22 protein-coding genes are annotated in these 21210 nt (G+C 72.2%); 8 read left to right on the top strand and 14 right to left on the bottom strand.

What is annotated here, in order from left to right; genetic code table 11:
* The first annotated feature begins 172 nt into the window (after positions 1-172).
* Both QM792_RS15280 and QM792_RS15285 read left to right on the top strand, forming a co-directional pair.
* Complete coding sequence (locus QM792_RS15280; RefSeq protein ID WP_415150958.1) at positions 173-445, top strand: acyl carrier protein; 273 nt, start codon at positions 173-175, stop codon at positions 443-445.
* Between the two features lie 10 nt (positions 446-455).
* A complete protein-coding gene (locus tag QM792_RS15285) occupies positions 456-1679 on the top strand; it encodes a beta-ketoacyl-[acyl-carrier-protein] synthase family protein (protein WP_415150959.1) in 1224 nt (407 codons plus the stop codon).
* Between the two features lie 10 nt (positions 1680-1689).
* Here QM792_RS15285 and lolA read toward each other — a convergent pair whose 3' ends face one another.
* Both lolA and QM792_RS15295 read right to left on the bottom strand, forming a co-directional pair.
* On the bottom strand, positions 1690-2301 hold the full coding sequence (lolA, locus tag QM792_RS15290; protein ID WP_415150960.1) for an outer membrane lipoprotein chaperone LolA: 612 nt from the start codon (positions 2299-2301) through the stop codon (positions 1690-1692).
* Complete coding sequence (locus QM792_RS15295) at positions 2298-4646, bottom strand: DNA translocase FtsK (RefSeq protein ID WP_415150961.1); 2349 nt, start codon at positions 4644-4646, stop codon at positions 2298-2300. Before QM792_RS15295 ends, lolA begins: the two co-directional genes overlap by 4 nt.
* Before the next feature lie 68 nt (positions 4647-4714).
* Here QM792_RS15295 and QM792_RS15300 point away from each other — a divergent pair, with 68 nt between their 5' ends.
* The 4 genes from QM792_RS15300 to QM792_RS15315 all read left to right on the top strand — a co-directional run bounded on the left by QM792_RS15300 (position 4715) and on the right by QM792_RS15315 (position 8273).
* The gene (locus QM792_RS15300) at positions 4715-5896 is read left to right on the top strand and encodes a toxin-antitoxin system YwqK family antitoxin (protein WP_415150962.1); all 1182 of its coding nucleotides are present in this window, start codon (positions 4715-4717) and stop codon (positions 5894-5896) included.
* A gap of 25 nt (positions 5897-5921) precedes the next feature.
* Positions 5922-6329 carry a PPC domain-containing DNA-binding protein gene (locus tag QM792_RS15305; RefSeq protein WP_415150963.1) on the top strand — a complete coding sequence of 136 codons (408 nt, stop codon included), beginning with the start codon at positions 5922-5924 and terminating at the stop codon, positions 6327-6329.
* Complete coding sequence (locus QM792_RS15310) at positions 6326-7681, top strand: MBL fold metallo-hydrolase RNA specificity domain-containing protein (RefSeq protein WP_415150964.1); 1356 nt, start codon at positions 6326-6328, stop codon at positions 7679-7681. The genes QM792_RS15305 and QM792_RS15310 overlap by 4 nt, the downstream gene beginning before the upstream one ends.
* Positions 7682-7787: 106 nt before the next feature.
* Positions 7788-8273, top strand: coding sequence for a hypothetical protein (locus QM792_RS15315; protein WP_415150965.1), 486 nt, complete (start codon positions 7788-7790; stop codon positions 8271-8273).
* Positions 8274-8282: 9 nt separating this feature from the next.
* Here QM792_RS15315 and QM792_RS15320 read toward each other — a convergent pair whose 3' ends face one another.
* The 5 genes from QM792_RS15320 to QM792_RS15340 all read right to left on the bottom strand — a co-directional run bounded on the left by QM792_RS15320 (position 8283) and on the right by QM792_RS15340 (position 13375).
* On the bottom strand, positions 8283-9326 hold the full coding sequence (locus QM792_RS15320; protein ID WP_415150966.1) for a CaiB/BaiF CoA transferase family protein: 1044 nt from the start codon (positions 9324-9326) through the stop codon (positions 8283-8285).
* A complete protein-coding gene (locus QM792_RS15325) occupies positions 9323-10192 on the bottom strand; it encodes a 2OG-Fe(II) oxygenase (RefSeq protein WP_415150967.1) in 870 nt (289 codons plus the stop codon). Before QM792_RS15325 ends, QM792_RS15320 begins: the two co-directional genes overlap by 4 nt.
* Before the next feature lie 43 nt (positions 10193-10235).
* Positions 10236-10868: a bifunctional 4-hydroxy-2-oxoglutarate aldolase/2-dehydro-3-deoxy-phosphogluconate aldolase gene (gene eda / locus QM792_RS15330; RefSeq protein ID WP_415150968.1), complete on the bottom strand. Its 633-nt coding sequence runs from the start codon at positions 10866-10868 to the stop codon at positions 10236-10238.
* Positions 10869-10964: 96 nt separating this feature from the next.
* The gene (gene edd, locus QM792_RS15335; protein ID WP_415150969.1) at positions 10965-12758 is read right to left on the bottom strand and encodes a phosphogluconate dehydratase; all 1794 of its coding nucleotides are present in this window, start codon (positions 12756-12758) and stop codon (positions 10965-10967) included.
* 104 nt (positions 12759-12862) lie between these two features.
* Complete coding sequence (locus QM792_RS15340; RefSeq protein WP_415150970.1) at positions 12863-13375, bottom strand: OmpA family protein; 513 nt, start codon at positions 13373-13375, stop codon at positions 12863-12865.
* Between the two features lie 45 nt (positions 13376-13420).
* Between QM792_RS15340 and QM792_RS15345 the strand changes: the two genes are divergently transcribed.
* Positions 13421-14026, top strand: coding sequence for a gamma-glutamylcyclotransferase (locus QM792_RS15345; protein WP_415150971.1), 606 nt, complete (start codon positions 13421-13423; stop codon positions 14024-14026).
* A 28-nt stretch (positions 14027-14054) separates the two neighbouring features.
* Here the strand turns inward: QM792_RS15345 and QM792_RS15350 are convergent, their stop codons facing one another.
* The 7 genes from QM792_RS15350 to QM792_RS15380 all read right to left on the bottom strand — a co-directional run bounded on the left by QM792_RS15350 (position 14055) and on the right by QM792_RS15380 (position 20418).
* A complete protein-coding gene (locus tag QM792_RS15350) occupies positions 14055-14681 on the bottom strand; it encodes a nucleotidyltransferase family protein (protein ID WP_415150972.1) in 627 nt (208 codons plus the stop codon).
* A gap of 146 nt (positions 14682-14827) precedes the next feature.
* Positions 14828-15502 carry an aspartate/glutamate racemase family protein gene (locus QM792_RS15355; protein WP_415150973.1) on the bottom strand — a complete coding sequence of 225 codons (675 nt, stop codon included), beginning with the start codon at positions 15500-15502 and terminating at the stop codon, positions 14828-14830.
* Positions 15499-16203, bottom strand: a complete 705-nt coding sequence (locus QM792_RS15360) for a GntR family transcriptional regulator (RefSeq protein WP_415150974.1) — start codon at positions 16201-16203, stop codon at positions 15499-15501. Before QM792_RS15360 ends, QM792_RS15355 begins: the two co-directional genes overlap by 4 nt.
* Entirely contained in the window at positions 16200-17081 is an 882-nt protein-coding gene (locus QM792_RS15365; RefSeq protein WP_415150975.1) for an ABC transporter permease, read from the bottom strand. The genes QM792_RS15360 and QM792_RS15365 overlap by 4 nt, the downstream gene beginning before the upstream one ends.
* A 16-nt stretch (positions 17082-17097) precedes the next feature.
* Positions 17098-18015 carry an ABC transporter permease gene (locus QM792_RS15370; protein ID WP_415150976.1) on the bottom strand — a complete coding sequence of 306 codons (918 nt, stop codon included), beginning with the start codon at positions 18013-18015 and terminating at the stop codon, positions 17098-17100.
* A 38-nt stretch (positions 18016-18053) separates the two neighbouring features.
* Positions 18054-19322, bottom strand: a complete 1269-nt coding sequence (locus QM792_RS15375) for an ABC transporter substrate-binding protein (RefSeq protein ID WP_415150977.1) — start codon at positions 19320-19322, stop codon at positions 18054-18056.
* Between the two features lie 58 nt (positions 19323-19380).
* Positions 19381-20418, bottom strand: a complete 1038-nt coding sequence (locus tag QM792_RS15380) for an ABC transporter ATP-binding protein (RefSeq protein ID WP_415150978.1) — start codon at positions 20416-20418, stop codon at positions 19381-19383.
* 135 nt (positions 20419-20553) lie between these two features.
* Here QM792_RS15380 and pdxH point away from each other — a divergent pair, with 135 nt between their 5' ends.
* Positions 20554-21204 carry a pyridoxamine 5'-phosphate oxidase gene (gene pdxH, locus QM792_RS15385; protein WP_415150979.1) on the top strand — a complete coding sequence of 217 codons (651 nt, stop codon included), beginning with the start codon at positions 20554-20556 and terminating at the stop codon, positions 21202-21204.
* The last annotated feature ends 6 nt before the right edge of the window (positions 21205-21210 follow it).

A 21210-nucleotide genomic window follows, 5' to 3' on the forward strand; every position in this document is an offset into this window, starting at 1 on the left:
GGACATTGTCGCAGCGACGCGTGGCCTCGCCGCGTGGCTGCCGGCGCCGGACTGCAGCCTGGTGAACACCTTGGACGAGGAAAATGACCGTGGAGGCGCGCGCGGGCGGCCCTAAGATGCGCCGCAACGCGGCGGGCACGGTGCCGGCCGCGACTTGCTGGAATCCATCGCCATGCCCTCTTCCACCTCCACCTTCGAGACCGTCGCGGACGTGCTGCGCACGCAGTTCGAGACCGGCGATGCGCCGCTCGAGCCGGCCACGCCGCTCAACGCGCTGGGCCTGGACTCGATGTCGTTGATGGAGTTCGTGTTCGCCGTCGAAGACCGCTTCGGCCTGCGCATCCCCGAGGAGCGGCTCGACCCGCGCCAGGCCGACCTGACGCTGGCCGACCTGTGCAAAGCCATCGACGAGGCGCTGGCGGCGGCCCGGCCCGCCGCCGCCTGAGGCAGCGCCCGTGACTCGCGTCGCGCCGCCGGCCTGGGTGAGCGGCTGCGGGGTCGTCTCGCCGCTGGGCAACGACATCGACGCCTTCGATGCCGCGCTGTTCGCCGGCTGCTCGGCGGTGCGCGCCGAGGCCATCGAGCTGCCGGGCAACGGCCGCTTCGAGGTGCCGCTGGCGCGCAGCGCCTTCGATGCTGCGCGCGTGGCCGCGCCGTCGAAGCTGCCGCTGGACCGCGGCAGCGCGATGGCGCTGGCCGCGGCCGAGGCCGCCGTGGCGATGGCCGGGCTCGCCCCCGGCGGCTTCGACCCCGAGCGCGCCGGCCTGTACTGGGGCAGCGGCATGGGCGGCGCCGCCACCTTCGAGGCCAACTGCCAGGCGATCTGGGCCGAGCAGCGCCGGCTGCGCCCGAGCGCCGTCGTCACCAGCATGCCCAACGCGCCGCTGGCCGAGGTGGCGCTGCGCCTGGGCACGCGCGGCACCGCGATCGGCTACGCCTGCGCCTGCGCCTCGGCCGCGGTGGCCATCGGCGAGGCGCTGCGCGCGCTGCAGGCCGGCGCGCTCGACCTGGCCATCGTCGGCGGCAGCGAGGCCTTGCTGACGCCGGCCGTGGTCGGCGCCTGGCATGCGATGCGCGTGCTCGGGCCGGCGCGCAGCGACGCCTGCCGCCCGTTCGCCGCCGACCGCGCCGGCTTCGCGCTCGGCGAAGGCGCCGCCGCCTTCGTGATCGAGACCGAGGCCCATGCCCGCGCGCGCGGCGCCGCCACGCCGTGGCGGCTGGCCGGCTACGCGACCAGTTGCGACGCGACGCACGTGACCCAGCCCGACGCCGACGGCCAGGTGCGCGCGATGCGCGCCGCGCTGCGCAGCGCGGGCCTCCAGCCGCAGGACATCGGCCACGTCAACGCCCACGGCACCGGCACGCTGGCCGGCGACCAGGCCGAGGCGAACTCCCTGCAGCGCGTGTTCGGCGCCACGCCGCCGGCGGTGACGGCCAGCAAGGCGATCAGCGGTCACCTGCTCGGCGCCGGCGGCGCGGTCGAGCTGCTGGCGCTGTTGCGCGCCTTGCAGCAGCGCAGCGCGCCGCCGACCGCGCACGTGGCCGACGACGACCCGGCGCTGGGCATCGACCTCGTGCGCGGCAGCGCGCGGGCGCTGCCGGCGCTGCGGCACGCGATGAGCAATTCCTTCGCCTTCGGCGGCACGAACGCGGTGTTGATCGCCTCGCTCGCGCCTTGAGGCGCCGGCGCTACTGCTCGACCACGTCGGCCCCTTTGGGCACGACGAAGCGGAAGGTGTCGGCGGGCGTCGCCACGTTGGGCTGGAACTGGCTGAACCGCAGCAGCGAACGCTGGCCGAAGCTGTCGACGATCTCGACCGCCGCCAGCTCCTTGCCGCGAAAACCGACCTTCAGCGACTCGAAGCTGCCTTCGCGCGTCTTCGGCTTGGCCAGCGCCCATTCGAGGCCGTCGGCCGCGGGCAGCGGCGACAGCTCGAAGTCCTTCTCCAGGTTGCCGCCGGCCAGCAGCGCCGCCGGCGTCGCGCCGATCGCCGCGGAGAGCTTGCGCGAGCTGACCTGGTCGAGGTCGGCGTCGTAGATCCAGACCTTCCGGCCGTCGGCCACGATCACCTGCTCGAAGGGCTTCGTGTAGGCGAAGCGGAAGCGGTTCGGCCGCGCGAACTCGAAGCTGCCGCCGCTGGTCTTCTGCTTCGCGCCGTCGGGCGAGGTGACGGTCTGGGTGAACTGCGACTTGCCGCTCTTGACCTCGCGCACGAACTCGCGCAGCGTGTCCACCGCGTCGGCGCGCGCCGCGAAGGCGGCGCCGCACAACAGCAGCATCAAGGGGAAACGAAACTTCATGCGTCGCGGTTCGGGACGATGATGTCCCGGTTGCCGTTGCTGGACATGGCACTTACGAGCCCGGATTTCTCCATTTGTTCCAGCAGCCGCGCGGCGCGGTTGTAGCCGATGCGCAGGTGGCGCTGCACCAGCGAGATCGAGGCGCGCTTGTGCTGCAGCACGATGGCCACCGCCTGGTCGTACATCGCGTCGCTCTCGCCGCCGCCGGCGCCGGCCTCGCCGGCCAGGAAGTCGCCGCCCTCGCCGTCGAGCGTGCCGCCTTCGAGAATGCCCTCGATGTAGTTCGGCTCGCCCTGGCTCTTGAGGTACTCGACGACGCGGTGCACCTCGTCGTCCGACACGAAGGCGCCGTGCACGCGCACCGGCAGGCCGCCGCCGGGCGTCAGGTAGAGCATGTCGCCCTGGCCGAGCAGCGCCTCGGCGCCCATCTGGTCGAGGATGGTGCGGCTGTCGATCTTGCTGCTGACCTGGAAGCTCAGGCGCGTCGGGATGTTGGCCTTGATCAGCCCGGTGATCACGTCGACGCTGGGGCGCTGCGTGGCCAGGATCAGGTGGATGCCCGAGGCGCGCGCCTTCTGCGCCAGGCGCGCGATCAGCTCCTCGATCTTCTTGCCCACCACCATCATCAGGTCGGCGAGTTCGTCGATCACGACCACGATGTGCGGCAGCCGCTCCAGCGGCTCGGGCTGCTCGGGCGTCAGGCTGAAGGGGTTGGGGATCTTCTCGCCCTTCTCCGCCGCTTCCTCGATCTTCTTGTTGTAGCCGGCCAGGTTGCGCACGCGCATCGTCGAGAGCAGCTTGTAGCGCCGCTCCATCTCGCCGACGCACCAGTTCAGCGCGTTGCCGGCCTGCTTCATGTCGGTGACCACCGGCGCCAGCAGGTGCGGAATGCCCTCGTAGACGCTCAACTCCAGCATCTTCGGATCGATCAGGATCAGGCGCACGTCGCGCGCCTCGGCCTTGTAGAGCAGGCTGAGGATCATCGCGTTGATGCCCACCGACTTGCCCGAGCCGGTGGTGCCGGCCACCAGGCAGTGCGGCATCTTGCCGAGGTCGGCCACCACGGCGTTGCCGACGATGTCCTTGCCCAGGCCCATGGTCAGCATCGAGGCCGCGTCGTTGTAGACCTGCGAGCCGAGGATCTCCGACAGGCGGATCGTCTGCCGCTTGGCGTTGGGCAGTTCCAGCGCCATCGTCGTCTTGCCGGGAATGGTCTCGACGACGCGGATGCTCACCAGCGACAGCGAGCGCGCCAGGTCCTTCGCGAGGTTGACGATCTGCGCGCCCTTCACGCCGGTGGCCGGCTCGATCTCGTAGCGCGTGATCACCGGGCCGGGCGAGGCCGCGACCACGCGCACCTCGACGCCGAAGTCCTTGAGCTTCTTCTCGATCAGGCGCGAGGTCATCTCCAGCGTCTCGGGCGCGACGCTCTCCTGGCGGCCCGGCGCGGCGTCGAGCAAGTCGACCTGCGGCAGCTTGGTATCCGCCAGCTCGGTGAACAGCGGCTTCTGGCGCTCCTTGGCGACACGCGCCGACTTCTGCAATTGCGGCAGCGGCGCCTCGATGACGATGGGCAGGTGCTCTTCCTGCAACTGGTGCTCGACCTCGACCACCTCCTCGCGCTCGCGCAGCGCGCGCTCGCCGAGGCGGATGTCCTCGGCGCGCTCGATGCGCTCGGCGCGCCTTTCGCGGAACGATTCGAGCCAGGTGCCGATCGCCTCGGCCACGCGCAGCCACGAGAAGCGCAGCGCCATCGCGACGCCGGCCACCAGCGCGGCGATCCACAGCACGCCCGAGCCGGCGAAGCCGAGCAGCTTCTGGCTGGCCGGGCCGAGCAGCACGCCCAGCACGCCGCCGGCATGGCCGCCGGCGACCAGCGTCTCGAACTGGTACAGCCGCGTGTTCTCCAGCGCGCAGCTCGCCGCCAGCAGCACCGCGATGCCCACCCAGGCCAGCCACGCCGGCGGCTCGTGCGGATCGGCCGGCGCCGACGGCAGTTGCTCGCTGCGCAGCACGCGCGCCAGCGAGCCCAGCCAGGCGCGCAGGCTCACCAGCATCAGCCACCAGGCCGAGAAGCCGAACAGGAAGTACAGCCCGTCGGAGAACAGCGCGCCCAGCGTGCCGGCGGCGTTGCGTGTCTGCTCGGCGCTGCCCGAGGTGGTGAAGGCCGGGTCGGCCGCGTTGTGCGTGGTCAGCGCGAGCAGCGCCAAGAGCCACAGCACCGCGCCGATGCCCAGCGCCAGGCGCGCGCGCCAGCGCGGCACGACGCGCGCCGCCGAAGCGGAGGAGGATGAAGCCGCCGCCGCGCCGCCTTCGGCGCGCAGCGATCCGAGAGGAAACGTCATGGGCAGCGATTGTCGCGCATGGGCCCTCGGGCATGTCGCGGCTTGTATCCGGCGGCTAGCATCGCGCCATGCGAATCCTGCCCGCCCTGCTGCTGGCCGCCGCGCCGCCGGCCCACGCCATCCAGACCTGCGAACTCGACGGCGCGCACGTCAACCCCGCCAACGGCCACACCACCGCCGGCAAGAGCGGCCTGATGCGCTGCAAGGACGCCGGCAGCGGCGTGCTGCAACGCGAGCAGGAACTGCGCGACGGCCGCTTCGTCGGCGCGGTGCGCTTCTACCGCAACGGCGTGCTGGAGCGCGAGCACGCCGTCAACGAGCGCGGCAACCGCGACGGCCTGGCGCGCGAATATGCCGCCACGCCCGGCGCGAACAACCCCTTGCTGCGCGAGGAGACGCTGCGCAACGGCAGCACCGTCGGCCTGGCGCGCGCCTGGTACGCCAACGGCACGCTGCGCCGCGCCAGCTTCCACGGCGACGACGGCCGCGAGCAGGCCGTGGCCGAGTTCAACGAGCGCGGCCAGCTCGCCGAGCTGCGCTGCGCCGCGCGGCCGCAGCTCGCGCCGGCCGCCGACGACGCCGCCTGGTGCGGCCACCGCGGCGCGCCGGCCCCGGTGTCGCTGTACGACGGCCGTGGCGCGCTGGCCGGCACGCGCGTGTTCGAGCGCGGCGAGCTGCGCCGGCGCGAGTCGTACTGGGACGACGGCAAGCCGCGCGAGAGCGCCGAGATCAGCACCTCGGGCGGCGGCGAGCGCAGCTTCGCGCGCGACGGCGTCAAGCGCCGCGAAACGCTGTGGGTGTGGCAGGCGGGCGCGGGCGACGCCGCGAAGCGGCGCCTCACCACGCTGGAGCGGGAGTTCCACGACAGCGGCACGCTGCTGCGCGAGCGCCGCTGGACACCCGGCGAGCGCGGCGCCGAGCTGGCCGCCGAGAAACGCTGGTACCTCAACGGCCAGCCGCGCGAGGCGAGCGAATACATCGTCGAAGGCGGCAAGACGATACGCCGCGACCTGCACTTCCACGACAACGGCCAGCCCAGCCACGACGGCCGCTGGCTGCTCGCCGGCCGCTACGAGCAGCAGCCGCTGGGCATCCACCGCAGCTTCGACGAGGCCGGGCGCCTGCGCGCCGAGCGCCACGACGACGAGCGCGGCCGCATCACGCGCGAGCGAGAACTCGACGCGGCCGGCGCGGTCGTGCGCGACGACGCCGTCTTCGAGGACGGCTCGCGCAAGGCCTTCAGCCGCTGAGCGGCCAACCCGTTCGTCTCGCCCCATGCTGCTGCTGCCGCTGCGCCTGAACCCCGGCGACGACCTGCGCGCCGCGCTGCTGGCCGCGCTGCGCGCGCAGGGCCACGAGGCCGCCTTCGTGCTGTCGGGCATCGGCAGCCTGGCGCCGGCCTGCCTGCGCCTGGCCGGCGCCAGCGAAGCGCTGCGCATCGAGGCCGACACCGAGATCCTCAGCCTCGCCGGCACGCTGGGCGCGGGCGGCGCGCACCTGCATGCGAGCCTGTCCGACGCGGCCGGCCGCGTCGTCGGCGGCCACGTGCTCGAAGGCTGCCGCGTGCGCACCACCGCCGAGGTGCTGCTGGCGGTGCTGCCCGGCCAGCGCTTCGAGCGCTTGCACGACCCCGCCACCGGCTGCGCCGAACTGATCATCCGAACCCGCCAGGACCCGACATGAAGATCCACTTCCTCGGCGCCGCCGACACCGTCACCGGCTCGCGCCACCTCGTCGAGATCGACGGGCAGACGATCCTGCTCGACTGCGGCCTGTTCCAGGGCTTCAAGACGCTGCGCGAGCGCAACTGGGCGCCGCTGCCGCTGCCGGCCAGCGAGATCGACGCGGTGATCCTCAGCCACGCCCACCTCGACCACAGCGGCTACCTGCCGGCGCTGGTCAAGCAGGGCTTCCGCGGCGCGATCCACTGCTCGCCGGCCACGCGCGACCTCGCCGAAGTGATGCTGCTCGACAGCGCGCACCTGCAGGAAGAGGACGCGCGGCGCGCCAACCGCCACGGCTTCTCGCGCCACGCGCCGGCGCTGCCGCTGTACACCGTGGCCGACGCGAAGCGCGCGATCGCCCGCCTCGCGCCGCTGCCGGCCGGCAAGACGGCGCGCTTCGGCAAGGTGCTGGCCGGGCTGACGCCGGTGGGCCACCTGCTGGGCGCCTGCGCGATCACGCTGCGCCACCGCGACACGACGCTGGTGTTCTCCGGCGACATCGGCCGCGAGAACGACCTGCTGATGCCCGCGCCGCAGCGCATCGCGCACGCCGACGTGCTGCTGGTCGAGTCGACCTACGGCAACCGCGTGCACCCGCCGGAGGATCCGCAGCAGGCGCTGGGCGCCATCATTCGCGCCACGCTGCGCCGCGGCGGCTCGGTGCTGCTGCCCTCCTTCGCGGTCGGCCGCGCGCAGGCGCTGCTGCTGGTGCTGCAGCGGCTGAAGGCCGCCGGCGAGATCCCGGCCGACACGCCGGTGTTCCTCGACAGCCCGATGGCCACCGCCGCCACCGCGCTGCACCAGAAGCACCGCCGGCTGCTGCGCCTGTCGGCGCGCGAGGCCAATACGCTGTGCGACGGCGTCACGGTGGTGACCACGCCGCAGCAGTCGCAGAAGGTGTCGCACACACGCTGGCCGAGCGTGATCATCTCGGCCAGCGGCATGGCCACCGGCGGGCGCGTGCTGCACCACCTCAAGGCGATGGCGCCCAACCCGCGCCACGCGATCGTCTTCCCGGGCTTCCAGGTCGGCGGCACGCGCGGCGCGAAGCTGGTGGAAGGCGCGAGCGAGATCAAGATCTTCGGCGAGTACGTGGCGGTGAAGGCGCAGGTCAGCCACCTCGAGGGCTTCTCCGGCCACGCCGACGCGAACGAGCTGATGGGCTGGCTCGGCGGCTTCGAGCGCGCGCCGGCACACACCTGGGTGGTGCACGGCGAGGCCTCGGCGGCCGACGCGCTGCGCACGCGCATCGGCGACGAACTGGGCTGGCGCGTCGCGGTGCCCGAGCACCTGTCGCATGTGACGGTCTGAACCCGTTCGAGGCGGGCAGCGCCGGCAGGCGCCTGAATCGTCTCGACACAGTGTGACAAGCGCGCGCCGCTATGGTGATGCTCCAAAAAATCGTTGGAGGACAGCCATGAGGAACAGTTGGCACACCGCCTGGCAGGGACAGGAGATCGTCGTCTACCGCGACGATGCGCCGGTCGACCGCGTCAACGCGCAGTCGATAGAGCGTGTGGTGTTCGTGCACCAGGGCGCGGGCGATTCGCCCGGCGACCTGCTCTACGCGATCGTCGAGACCGCCGACGAGGTGCTCGTGCTGCCCGACTACACCGGCTTCGCCGGGCGCGTGAACTTCGAGCGCCACGCCTTCTGGGCCGAGCGCGCCTGCGTCTACTGGGTGGCGCAGCGCCATGCGTCGCTGCCGGCGCGGCTGCGGCGCGGGCGCTGGCTGCTGCGCGGCACCGCGCCGGCCTATGCGCGCGTGCCGCGCGCCGAGCTGGCCGGCCTGCTGGAAGGCTGGCCGCTCGACGGCCCGCAGACCTGGGAGCAGCGCAAGTGGCGGCGCATCGAGACCAGCCGGCCGTTCTCGAACTCGGCGCCGGGGCAGTTGCGCGCCTGAACGACGACCCTAGGCGCGAGCGGCGTGCACCGGGTGCCGCTCCAGTTCGTCGAGGCGCAGCACCGGCGTGACGCAGGCGTCGACGCGGTCGAACAGCTCGGCCCACTGCGCCATCGGGCGCGTGGCGAACAGCGCGGCCACCTCGGCGCGCAGCGCCATCGCCTCGGCGCTGCCAGGGGCGAGGCCGCGCGTCCAGTGCTGCTCGCTCCACCCGGGCCGCTGCACGGCCTCGCACAGCGCGCGCCAGAACTTCATCTCCAGCGCGCCGACCGCCATCCAGCGCCCGTCGGCGCAGCGGTAGGCGCCGTAGCAGGGCGCGCCGCCGGACAGCAGGTCGCGCCCCGGCGCCGGCGTGCGGCCGGTGGCGGCCAGCGAGATGCGCGCCAGCGCGTGGTGGCGATGGACCTCGTGCGTCATCGAGATGTCGACCCAGCGCGCCGCGCCGCCGCGCTGCACCGCCAGCAGCGCGGCCAGCATGCCCGACACCGCGGCCTGCGCGCCGCCCATCAGGTCGCCGATCTGGAAGTTGGGCACGGCGAGTTCGCCGTCCACCGTGGCGTTCTGTTCCAGCACGCCGGCCATCGCGATGTAGTTGATGTCGTGGCCGGCGCGGTGCGACCAGGCGTTGCGCTGGCCGTAGCCGCTGATCGAGCACAGCACCAGCTTCGGGTTGAGCGCGTGCAGCGTCCGCCAGCCCAGGCCGAGCTTGTCGAGCACGCCGGGGCGGAAGCCCTCCACCAGCAGGTCGGCGCGGCGCGCCAGCTCGAGCACCTGCGCGCGCCCGGCCTCGCCGCGCAGGTCGATCTCGCGCAGTTGCTTGCCTTCGTTGAGGGCGCGGAACGCCAGGCTGGGCCGCCCCGCCTCGCGGTCGGCGCGGGTGACGAACATGTGGCGCGTGCCGTCGTCCTGGCCGTCGGCGGCCGGGCCTTCGATCTTCAGCACCGTCGCGCCCATCTCGGCGAGGTGCCGCGTCGCCAGCGGGCCGGGCAGCAGCCGGGTCAGGTCGAGCACCGTAATGCCGGCCAGCAGGCCGGCGTCGCCGGCTGCGCTCAACGGAACACCCCTTCGCGCAGCCATTTGGTGGCGACCCACTTCTCGCCGGCCACCACCGGCGCGCCGCCGTGCAGCGTCTTGCTCGACGGATGCGCGCGGTCGTAGCTGAAGAACACCGCGTTGCCCTTGACCGGCGCGACCTCCAGCTTGACGTCGGGGAAGGTGGTGCCGCCGCCGATCTCGGGGTCGTTCAGGTACATCACGATCGTCGCCACGCGCTGGCCGCCGCGCTTGAGGATGCTCGGCGTGCCGGAGTGCGCCGGGTCGAAGTAGTCGTAGTGCGGCTTGTACTCGGCGCCGGGCAGGTAGCGCAGCACCTGCAGGCCTTCGCCGTTGTCGACCGGCCAGCCGAGCAGCGCGCCGATGCGCGCCTCGATGCGCTGGCACAGCGCGTTCTCGCCGCGCTCGAAGAACATGCCCTGGCTGGTGCGCGCGGCGTTGACCTCGCTCGCGCCGGTGTCGGTCTGCACGGTCTCGGAGCGCGTCAGGCGCTTGTCGGCCAGCGCGATCAGCTCGTCGCATTCCTCGTGCGAGAGCAGCCCGCCCAGCACGACGACTCGCGGCTCGTCCATCGCCATCAGCACGCGCACCTCCCGGTCGGGCAGCGCCAGCGTGCCCGGCAGGCCGCCCTGCCGGGGCAGCGGGTCGGGCACGGTCACCGGCGGCGGAAGCTGCGCCGCCTTGGCGCGCTCGTCGAGGAAGCCGCGCAGCACGTCTTCCAGCGCGGCCAGCGCCACCTCCTCGTGCCAGCCGCTGGCCGTCATCGAGGCGACCACCGCCTCCGGCTGCGCGCCGGCGCGCGCCTGGTCGAGGATCCACGCGCGCAGCTCGGGCGTGACCTGTTGGGTGTGTTGCACGGCACTCATGGGGAAATTCTGCCCCAGCGGCACGCCCCGCTGTTACGGGTCGTCAAGCCTTGCGCAGCGTGTGCGTCGCGCGCGCCAGCGCGCTGATGCGCGCCCAGTCGCGGGCCGCCAGCGCCTCGGCCGGCGTCAGCCAGGAGCCGCCGCACACCGCCACGTTGGGCAGCGCCAGGAACTGCGGCGCCGTCTCGGGCGTGATGCCGCCGGTGGGGCAGAAAACCACGTCGGGGAACGGCCCGTGCAGCGCCTTCAGCAGCGGGATGCCGCCGGCCGCCGTGGCGGGAAAGAACTTGAGGAAAACGTATCCGTCGCCATGCGCCGTCATCACTTCGCTGGCGGTGGCGACGCCGGGCAGCAGCGGCAGGCCGAGCTCGCGGCAGGCCTGGCCGACCTCGCGCGTGTAGCCCGGGCTGACGCCGAAGCGGCAGCCGGCGTCGCGCGCCGCCCGCGCGTCGGCCGCGCTGCGGATGGTGCCGGCGCCGACGATGGCCTCGGGCAGCGCCGCCGCGATGGCTTCCATGCAGCGCAAGGCGGCGGGCGTGCGCAGCGTCACCTCCAGCACCCTGACGCCGCCGGCCAGCAGCGCGCGCGCCAGCGGCACGGCGTCGGCCACCTCGTGCAGCACGATCACCGGGATCACCGGGCCGTGCGAAGCCAGCTCAAGAGTGTCGATCGACAAGGCGGATCCTTTCAACACAGTCTGTCAAGCAGTCGCCGCGGATCCGGCCTCGCCGGGCCGCTGGCGGCGCCCCCTCGAGGGGGAGCGCCGCAGGCGCTACGGGGGTGGGTCATTCAACCAGGTGCAGGCGCCCTGTTCGGCGCCGAGCACGTTGCGGCGCAGGCCGCCGAACAGTTCGCGGCCCAGGCCGTGGGCGTTGGTGTCGGCGGCGGCCTCGGTGATCTTCGCCGGCGTGCGCGCCGCCCACTCGGCCGCGTCGACCAGCGCGTCGAGCGTGCCGGCCACGGCGTCGAGGCGGACAGTGTCGCCGTCGTGCACACGCGCCAGCGGCCCTTGGTCCAGCGCCTCGGGGCTGGCGTGGATCGCCGCCGGCACCTTGCCGGAGGCGCCGCTCATGCGCCCGTCGGTCACCAGCGCGACCTTGAAGCCCTGGCCCTGCAGCACCGCCAGCGGCGGCGTCAGCTTGTGCAGTTCGGGCATGCCGTTGGCGCGCGGGCCCTGGAAGCGCACCACGGCGACGAAGTCGCGCGCCAGCTCGCCGGCCTCGAAAGCGGCCTGCAAGGCCTGCTGCGACTCGAACACACGCGCCGGCGCCTCGACCACGTGGCGGTCGGCGGGCACGGCCGAGACCTTGATCACCGCGCGCCCGAGGTTGCCGGTCAGCAGCTTCAGCCCGCCCTCGGCGCTGAACGGCCGCGCCGCGCCGCGCAGCACGCCGTCGTCGCCGCTGTCCGCCGGCGCGCGGCCGTAGGCGCGCAGGCCGTCGGCGGCGACGCTGGCCACGTCGGCATGCATCAGGCCGGCGTCGAGCAGTTCGCGGATCACGAAACCCGGCCCGCCGGCGGCCTGGAACTGGTTCACGTCGGCGCTGCCGTTCGGGTAGACGCGCGCCAGCAGCGGCGTCGCCTTGGACAGGTCGCCGAAGTCGGTCCAGTCGATCAGGATGCCGGCGGCGCGCGCCACCGCGACCCAGTGGATCAGGTGGTTGGTCGAGCCGCCGGTGGCCAGCAGCGCGACCATCGCGTTGACGATCACGCGCTCGTCGACGAGCCGGCCGATCGGCGTGAAGCGCTCGCCGCCGCGGCGGATCGCCAGCGCCGTGCGCACCGCCTCGCGCGTCAGCGCCTCGCGCCGGCCGTCGTGCGGGTGCACGAAGGCGGCGCCGGGCACGTGCAGGCCCATCGCCTCCATCAGCATCTGGTTGCTGTTGGCGGTGCCGTAGAAGGTGCAGGTGCCGGGGCCGTGGTAGGCGGCCGACTCGGCGGCCAGCAGCTCGTCGCGCCCGACGCGGCCGAGCGCGAACTGCTCGCGCACCTTCGACTTCTCGGTATTGGACAGCCCGCTGCTCATCGGCCCGGCCGGCACGAACACGCAGGGCAGGTGGCCGAAGTGCAGCGCGCCGATCAGCAGGCCGGGCACGATCTTGTCGCACACGCCCAGCAGCAGCGCGGCATCGAACACGTCGTGCGTCAGCGCGATCGCCGTGCCCATCGCGATGGTGTCGCGCGAGAACAGGCTCAGTTCCATGCCGGGCAGGCCCTGGGTGACGCCATCGCACATCGCCGGCACGCCGCCGGCCACCTGGGCGGTGGCGCCCTGGCGGCGCGCCTCGTCGCGGATCACGGCCGGGAAGCCCTCGTAGGGCTGGTGCGCCGAGAGCATGTCGTTGTAGGCCGTCACCACGCCGATGTTCGGCGCGCGTTCGGCCACCACGCGCAGCTTGTCGCCGGCCGGCAGCGCGGCGAAGGCGTGCGCGACGTTGGCGCAGCCCATGCGCTCGGCGCCGCGCGGGCGTTCGGCGGCGGCCTGCACGCGCGCCAGGTAGGCGCTGCGCGGCGCGGCGCTGCGTTCGCGGATGCGCTGCGTGACCTCGACGAGAGCGGGTTTCATGGCGAGGCTCCGGCGTGGTGGTAACCAATCGCCGGATTGTCGCGTAACCCGGTTACATCGTCAAAACAGGCGCGGCGAAACCGCGCCGCCGGGTCGGGCCCGGTTTACGGTTGCAGGCGCAGCTCGACGCGGCGCGCCTCGCGCGCATCGCTGCCGCCCAGCATTTGCTGCGGCTTGTCGAGCACCAACTGGGCCGGCGGCACGCCGTTGGCCTCCAGCGCATGCTTGACGGCCTGGGCGCGGCGCTTGGCGAGGTCGGCGTTGTGCTCGGCGTTGCCGCTGGCGTCGTGGAAGCCGGAGATCAGCACCGTGGCACCCTTGACGCGCGCGTCCTCGGCGACCTTGACCAGCGCCTCGGCGGTGTCGGCCGGCAGCGCATCCGAATCGACCTCGAAGTAGACACGCGCGGCGGCCTCGGTGGCGACGACGGCGGCGCCGCCGGCATCTGCCGCGGCGGCGCCGGCGGGCACGGCGGTCTGCACCGGCGCGCTCGCGCCGGCCTTGGGCGCCCCGGTACGCCAGATCGACAGCGCCAGCACGCCGGCGATCACCAGCGCGACCACCGCCGCGATCGTTCCGAGTGCGTAGTTCTGCGTGTCATCGTTGGCATCGCTCATGCGTTCCTCCCGTAGTGGTTGCTTCCCGCATTCTAGAGTTCACCCATGCCCCGCCCTGACGAAGCGCTGACGCCCCGCGACCCGCAAGCCCTGCTGGAGCAGGCGCTGCGCGAGCGGCCCGGCGGCGACCTGTGGGTGTTCGGCTACGCCTCGCTGATCTGGCGCCCCGAGTTCGACGCCGACGAGCAGCGCGCCGCGGCGGTGCACGGCTGGCACCGCGCGCTGCGCATGCGCTCGCGCGTCAACCGCGGCACGCCGGAACGCCCCGGCCTGGTGTTCGCGCTGGTGTCGGGTGGCTCGTGCCGCGGCGTGGTCTACCGCATCGCCCAGGCGCGCGCCGAGCGCGAACTGGAGCGGCTGTGGCTGCGCGAGATGCCCACCGGCGTCTACGACCCGCGCTGGCTGCCCTGCCGCACGGCGGCCGGCCCGGTGCAGGCGCTGGCCTTCACGCTGGCGCGCAGCAGCCCGGCGCACACCGGCTGCATCGACGACGCGGAGATGCTCGAGATCCTACGCCACGCCAGCGGGCGCTACGGCAGCACGCTGGAATACCTGCTGCAGACCGCCGCCTCGCTGCGCGCGCACGGCATCCGCGACCGCGAGATCGAACGGCTGGCGCAACTGGCGGCCACGCTGGCCGCCGCGCGCTGAAGCGCGCGCCCCGCTCCCTCTGCGCCTGCTACACCCGCTGCACCGGCACCGCGCTGCCCTGGTGCGCGAGGCGCGCGCTTTCGAGGTCGGCCACGGTGTCGACGTCGAGCAGCGTGCCGGGATCGTCGACCTCCACGCCGAACGCCGCGTAGCGCGCCACCAGCCGGCGCGCGCCTTCGTCGCCGCGCAGCTCGACCAGCTCCGAATACAGCTCGGACGAGAAGCCCACCGGGTGGCCGCGCAAGCCGCGGTGCTGCGCGAACACCACCGCGTGGTGCGACAGCTCGCGCGCCACCTCGAGCATGGTGTCGCTGCGCACCATCGGCATGTCGCCGGGCAGGATCAGCCAGCCGCTGGCATCGGACGCCGCGCTGACGCCGGCCGAGATCGAGTAGCCCATGCCGAGCGAGGGCATGCCTGGCGTGCCGGGCTCGGGCAGCACGATCACGTCGCGCGCCGCGACGTGGTCGCGCGCCGTCTCGGCGAAGGCTTCGGTGGTGACCACCACCACCGGCAGGTGCGTGGCCACCGCATGGCGCAGCGTGGCGGCGAGCACGGTCGCGCTGCCCAGGCGCTGGGCCAGCTTGTGCCCCGTGCCGAGGAAGCGGCTGCCACGCCCGGCCGCCAATACGATCACCGCCGGCTGCGCAGCCATTGCGCCACCTCCTGTTGTTCTCGAATGCCGGGCCAAGAATCGTTGGGCGGCGCTCCCGCAGGTAGTGGGACCAACACCTAAGGCCTTCCCCGTAAGCAGAAGTGCCCTCTCAGAACTGTCAGGTGGGTTAGCCCCTAAGGGGCGCGTCACGCGCTCGTTGCAAAGCGCAGCGCCGCGCGCGCGCCGGCCAGCACGCTGTCGACCAGCGGCACGGCGAGTTGCGGCTGGATCTCGGCGGCCATGCCGGCCAGCCCCGCACCGCCGACGATCACGGCCCGTGCGTCGAACTGGCACACCGCGTCGCGGCAGGCTTGTGCCAACAGCGCGCGAGCGCCGTCCGGGTCGGCCGCCAGTTGCGCGCCCGTGGGCGCGACGGTGCGTACGCCGGCCAGCGCACTCGCCTGGCCCAGCACCAGCGCCAGGCGTTGCAGCATCGGGCCCCAGCGCTCGCCGCCGGTGACGATGGCGAAGCGGCCATGGCGGGCGGCTTCGAGGAACGATGCTTCGGCCAAGCCGGTGACGGGCACCGTGCTTCTCTCGCGCAGCGCCAGCAGGCCGGGGTCGCCGAAGCAGCCGATCAGCACCGCGTCGGGCGCGGGCAGCGGTTGCACCAGCGCCGCGGCCCAGGCGTCGAGCGTCGCGTGGCCGGCGACCGCGTAGCTGGCTTCGTCGGAGATGTAGGGCGCGCCGAAGCGCGCGGTGATGGTTCGCACCTGCGCCTGCGTCCCCACGGCGGCCTGCACGTGCTCTTGCAGCCGCGCGCTGACCGAATCCGAGGTGTTGGGATTGATGACCAGCAGCTGCCGCGCGAGGAGCGTCATGTCGTGAACAGCGTGGCGAGGTCGGGCTCGGCCGGCGGCTCGAAGCGCAGTTCGGTTTCCAGCCGCGTCAGGTGTTCGACCATGCAGCGCGCGGCTTCGCGCGCGTCGCGCAGGCGGATCGCGGCGAGCAGCGTGCGGTGCTCGCGGCAGCCGCAGGCGTTGGCCTCGGCGCGCTCGCGCGCGGGGGCCGGGCTGTAGGCCATCAGGACCAGCGAGGTGCGCGAGACCAGCTCGCGCAGGATGCGCCCCAGCGTCCGGTGGCCGGCCACCGCGGCGATCTGCAAATGGAAGTCGCCCGACAGGCGGATCGAGCGGCGCATGTCGCCGGCGTGCCGCGCGGCCTCCTCGCCGTCGATGCACTGCGTCAGGCGCCGCAGGTCGGCCTGCGTCGCGCGCTCGATGTACAGCGCCACCAGCGTGGGCTCGATCAGGCGGCGTGCCCCGAAGACCTCGCGCGCCTCCTGCTCGGTGGGCCGCGCGATGCTCGCGCCGCGGTTGGGCGTGAGCGTGACGACCTGCTCGCTGGCCAGCCGCACCAGCACCGGCCGGATGCGCGTGCGCGACACGCCGAAGGCGCCGGCCAGCCGGTCTTCCACCAGCTTGGTGCCAGGCGTCAGCCGGTGGTCGAGGATGGCGCCCACCACGCGCTCGTAGATGTCGGCGTCGCTGGGCGCCGGCGCGGCGTTCGCGCCCCGGCTCACGGCCGGCCCTTCTTCTGCCGCCGGCCCAGCCACATGGCCAGGCCCACGGCCACGGCCATCACCGCGAACGACACCAGCGTCGTCACCGTGCCCAGCGCGTAGATGCTGGGCGTGGTGACGGTGGAGGTCAGGCCCTGGAGTTCGAGCGGCAGCGTGTTCACGTCGCCGATGGCCTGCGAGGTGCGGGCGATCTCGTCCCAGCTCAGCGTGAAGCCGAACATGCCGATGCCCACCACCGACGGGCCGATCAGCGGCAGCACCACGTGGCGGAAGCTCTGCCAGGGCGTGGCGCCCAGGTCGCGCGCCGCCTCCTCGTACGACGGGTTGAAGCGGTTGAACACCGCGAACATGATCAGCAGCCCGAAGGGCAGCGTCCAGGTCAGGTGCGCGCCCAGCGCCGAGGTGAACAGGCCCAGCGCGGTGCCGTAGTCCTCCAGCCAGGCCTCGGGCAGCACGGCCTTCAGGCCGGTGTCGAGCAGGCGGAACTGCAGCCCGATGCCCAGCGACACGATGATGCTGGGCATGATCAGGCTGGCCACGACCACGTAGAACAGCGCCTGACCGCCGGCGAGCTTCTTGCGGAACGCCAGGCCCGCCAGCACCGACAGCACCACGGTGGCGGCCATCACCGCCGCGCCCAGCGCCAGCGAGCGGCGCAGCGCCGCGCCGATGTCCACCGTGCCCAGGCCCTCGGCGAGCTTGTGGAACCAGTGCAGCGACACGCCGCGCATCGGGAAGGTGAGGCCGCCGTCGGGGCCCTGGAAGCTGAGCAGGAAGATCACGAGCATCGGGCCGTACATGAACAGCACGAAGGCCGCGAAGACGATCGCCAGCGGCCAGAAGCCCGGCGCGCGCTGTTCGCCGATGCGCGGTGTCATGGGCGGGCCCCTTGCATCACAGCTCCTTGCGGATGTCGACCAGCCGCGTCAGGCCCCAGATGATCATCAGCACCACCGCGAGCAGGATCACCGCGTTGGCCGCGGCCAGCGGGAACTGCAGGTAGGAGGTCTGCACCTGGATGATCTTGCCCACCGAGGCGATCTGCTGGCCGCCCATCACGCCGATGGTGACGAAGTCGCCCATCACGATGGTGATGACGAAGATCGAGCCGATGATGATGCCGGTGCGCGTCAGCGGCACGATCACGTTCCACAGCGTCTGCCAGCCGCTGGCGCCGCTGTCGTTCGCCGCTTCGAGCAGGCTGCGGTCGATGCGCATCATGCTGTTGAAGATCGGCACGATCATGAACATGGTGTACAGGTGCACGAAGGCCAGCACCACCGAGAAGTCCGAGAACAGCAGCCACTCCACCGGCTGCTGCACCAGGCCCAGGCCCATCAGCGTCTGGTTGACCAGGCCGTTGCGCCCCAGCAGCGGCACCCACGAGATCATGCGGATCACGTTGCTGGTCCAGAACGGCACGGTGCACAGCACGAACAGCGCCGTCTGCGCGCCCGACGAGCGCACGTGGAAGGCCAGGAAGTACGACACCGCGAAGCCCAGCACCAGCGTGATCAGCCAGACCAGGAGGCAGAACTTCAGCGTCGACAGGTAGGTCGACAGCGTGACGCAGAAGTCGCCATGCTCGGTGAGCGCGCCGCAGCCCTCGAAGATCGCGGCGTAGTTGCGCAGCGTGAAGCCGGGGATCAGCTCGTACTCGTTGAAGTTCCAGAAGCTCACCATCAGGATGAGCGCCAGCGGAACCAGGAAGAACACCATGAACACCGCCGCGAACGGCAGCGCCTGCCACCACGCCTTGACGGCGTGCAGCGGCGGCGACGCCGCGTGGGCGGAGGCGGCGGGCGCGCTCATGGGTTCTTCCGGCGTGGCCGAGCTTCAGCGGCGCGCGCTCAGGCGGCCACGAACTCGTTCCACTTGCGCACCATGTACTCGTTCTCGTCCATCACGGCGTTCCAGCAGGCGATGCCGCCCATGCGCTGCTCGTAGCTGCCGCCGTCGCGCACGCTGCCGGCCTTGGCGATCACCACGCCCTGCGGGCTCTTGATGTCCTGGGTGGCGGCCTTGCCTTCCATCCAGTAGGCCCATTCATAGGCTTCCATCTTGGCCTTGGCGGTTTCGAGCACGGCGCTGTAGTAGCCCTGGCGGTTCAGGTAGGCGCCGGCCCAGCCGTCGAGGAACCAGTTGATGAACTCGTAGGCGGCGTCGAGCTTCCTGCCGCCGAGCGTGGTGGGCAGGCCGAAGCCCGAGGCCCAGGCGCGATAGCCTTCCTTGAGCGGCTGGAACACGCAGTCGATGCCCTTGGAGCGCACGGCCGTCACGGCCGGCGACCACATCGACTGGATCACCACCTCGCCCGAGGACATGAGGTTGACCGACTCGTTGAAGTCCTTCCACAGCGCGCGGAACTGGCCGGCCTTCTTGGCTTCGATCAGGGTCTTGATCGTCAGGTCGATCTCGGCCTTGCTCATGTTGCCCTTGTCGGCGTACTTGTGGATGCCCTTGGCCTCCACCACCATCGCCGCGTCCATGATGCCGATCGACGGGATGTTCAGGATGGCGGCCTTGCCCTTGAACTCGGGGTTCAGCAGCTCGGCCCAGCTCTCGATCGGCCGCTTGATCAGGTCGGGGCGGATGCCCAGCGTGTCGGCGTTGTAGGTGGTGGGGATCAGCGTCATGAACTGCGTCGGCGCGGCGCTGAACTTCTTGCTCTTCTCGGCTTCGAGGAACATCACCTTCTTGGGCGCGGTGCCCTGGTCGCCCACCGCCTTGCCGGCGACCTCGCCCTTGGTGAACAGCGGGGTGATCTTGTCGGCGTTCTTGATCTTCCTGCTGTCGATGCCCTTGAGGTTGCCGGTGGGCACGATCTTCTTCAGCGAGAAGTACTCGGTGTCGATCAGGTCGAAGCTGTTCGGCGCGGTGACGGCGCGCTTGGTCACGTCGTCGGTCGTGACGGCCACGTACTGGATGGTGATGCCGGTGTCGGCCTTGAACTTGTCGGCGATGGCCTTGTCCTGGTTCACCGCGGTGCCCAGGTAGCGCAGCGTGACCTTCTCCTGCGCGTGGATCGCCGGCGCGATGCCCGTGGCCAGGATGCCGGCCGCGCCGGTGAGCAGCGAGCGGCGCTTGACGCCGGGCGGGTTGTCGAAAGAGTCGGACATGCTGAAAGCTCCTGAGGTGAAGGGAACGAAGGAGAAAAAGTCGTGGCGCGCGGGTGCGTCAGGCCGCCAGCGGATGCGCGGCGTTCCAGGACAGGCGCACGTCCTCGCCCGGCGCGTAGGGCCGGCTGTTGAACGCGGCTTCGGGCAGCATCACCGACACGCCCGTGGGGCCCGACGCGGCGCGCGCCTGCAGGCCCAGCAGCACGTAGGTGCCCTGGTACTCCACGTCGGTGATGGTCGCGGGGATCGGCGCCGCGGCGCCGAGTGCGGCCGGCGCTTCGGCCGGCGCGATCAGCATGCAGTCGTTGCGCACCGCGACCTTGCCGGCGCCGGTGTCGATGACGTTGTGCCCGCCCATGAAGCGCGCGACGAATTCGGTGGCGGGCGCGTTGTAGATCCGGTGCGGCGAACCCACCTGCTCGATCAGCCCGTGGTTCATCACCACCATGGTGTCGGCCAGCGCCATCGCCTCTTCCTGGCTGTGCGTGACGTGGATGAAGGTCAGCCCCAGCTCCTTCTGCCAGCGCCGCAGCTCGGCGCGCATCTGGATGCGCAGGAAGGGGTCCAGCGCCGACAGCGGCTCGTCGAGCAGCAGCACGCGCGGCTGCGTGATCAGCGCGCGCGCCAGCGCCACGCGCTGCTGCTGCCCGCCCGACAGCTCGCCCGGCTTGCGCTGCGCGAGGTGGCCCATGGCCACGCGCTCCAGCAGGTCCTGCGCCTTGGCGTGGCGCTCGGCCTTGGCCACGCCTTTCATCTTCAGGCTGAAGGCCACGTTGTCGAGCGCGCTCAGGTGCGGGAACAGCGCGAAGCTCTGGAACATCATCGCCGTGCCGCGCGCGGCGGCGGGCAGGTCGGTGATGTTGCGGTTCTCCAGCAGGATGTCGCCGCTGGTCACGCTCTCGTGGCCGGCGATCATGCGCAGCGTGCTGCTCTTGCCGCAGCCCGACGGGCCCAGCAGGCAGCAGTAGCTGCCCGAGGCGATGCGCAGGTCGATGCCGTCCACCGCGGCGGCGCCGCCGGCATACCGCTTGGTCAGCGCGATCAGTTCGACGGCGGCGGGCGGCGCAGGCTCTTGCGCGGGGGCAACGGCATCCATGCCGGCCCTTCTTGCATCAGGCGTGCCAGGTTTTGTACGCATTCTTCGGGTGCAAATGCGTACAACGCGCACTGCGACTGGGCGCGCAGGCGTCTTGCGGGTGCTTCGGGATCAATAGGCCCTAGCATCCGCACCATGAGCGACAAACCCTCTTCCATCGCCGACCTGCGCAAGAGCTACGAGCGCGACGAACTCGACGAGACCGCCAGCGCCGAGCAGCCGCTGCAGCAGTTCGAGCGCTGGTTCCAGCAGGCGCTGGCCGCCGAACTGCCCGAGCCGAACGCGATGACGCTGGCCAGCGTCGGCGCCGACGGCCGGCCGTCGACGCGCATCGTGCTGATCAAGGGCTACGACGCGCGCGGCATCGTCTGGTACACCAACTACGACAGCCGCAAGGGCCGCGAGCTGGCCGGCAACCCGCACGCCGCGCTGCAGTTCCACTGGGTCGAGCTGGAGCGCGTGGTGCGCATCGAGGGGCGCGTCGAGAAGGTCGGCGCCGAGGAATCCGACGCCTACTTCGCCTCGCGCCCGCTCGATTCGCGCATCGGCGCCTGGGCCTCGCCGCAGAGCCAGGTGATCGCCTCGCGCGCCGTGCTGGTCGCCGCCGCGGCGCGCTACGGCGCGCAGTTCCTGCTGAACCCGCCGCGCCCGCCGCACTGGGGCGGCTTCCGGCTGGTGCCGGACCGCTGGGAGTTCTGGCAGGGCCGCAAGTCGCGCCTGCACGACCGGCTGCGCTACCGGCTCGACGAGGCCGGGCACTGGCTGCGCGAGCGGCTCGCGCCCTGACCCCGT

Source organism: Piscinibacter sp. (assembly GCF_047600445.1).
Classification (GTDB): domain Bacteria; phylum Pseudomonadota; class Gammaproteobacteria; order Burkholderiales; family Burkholderiaceae_C; genus Piscinibacter.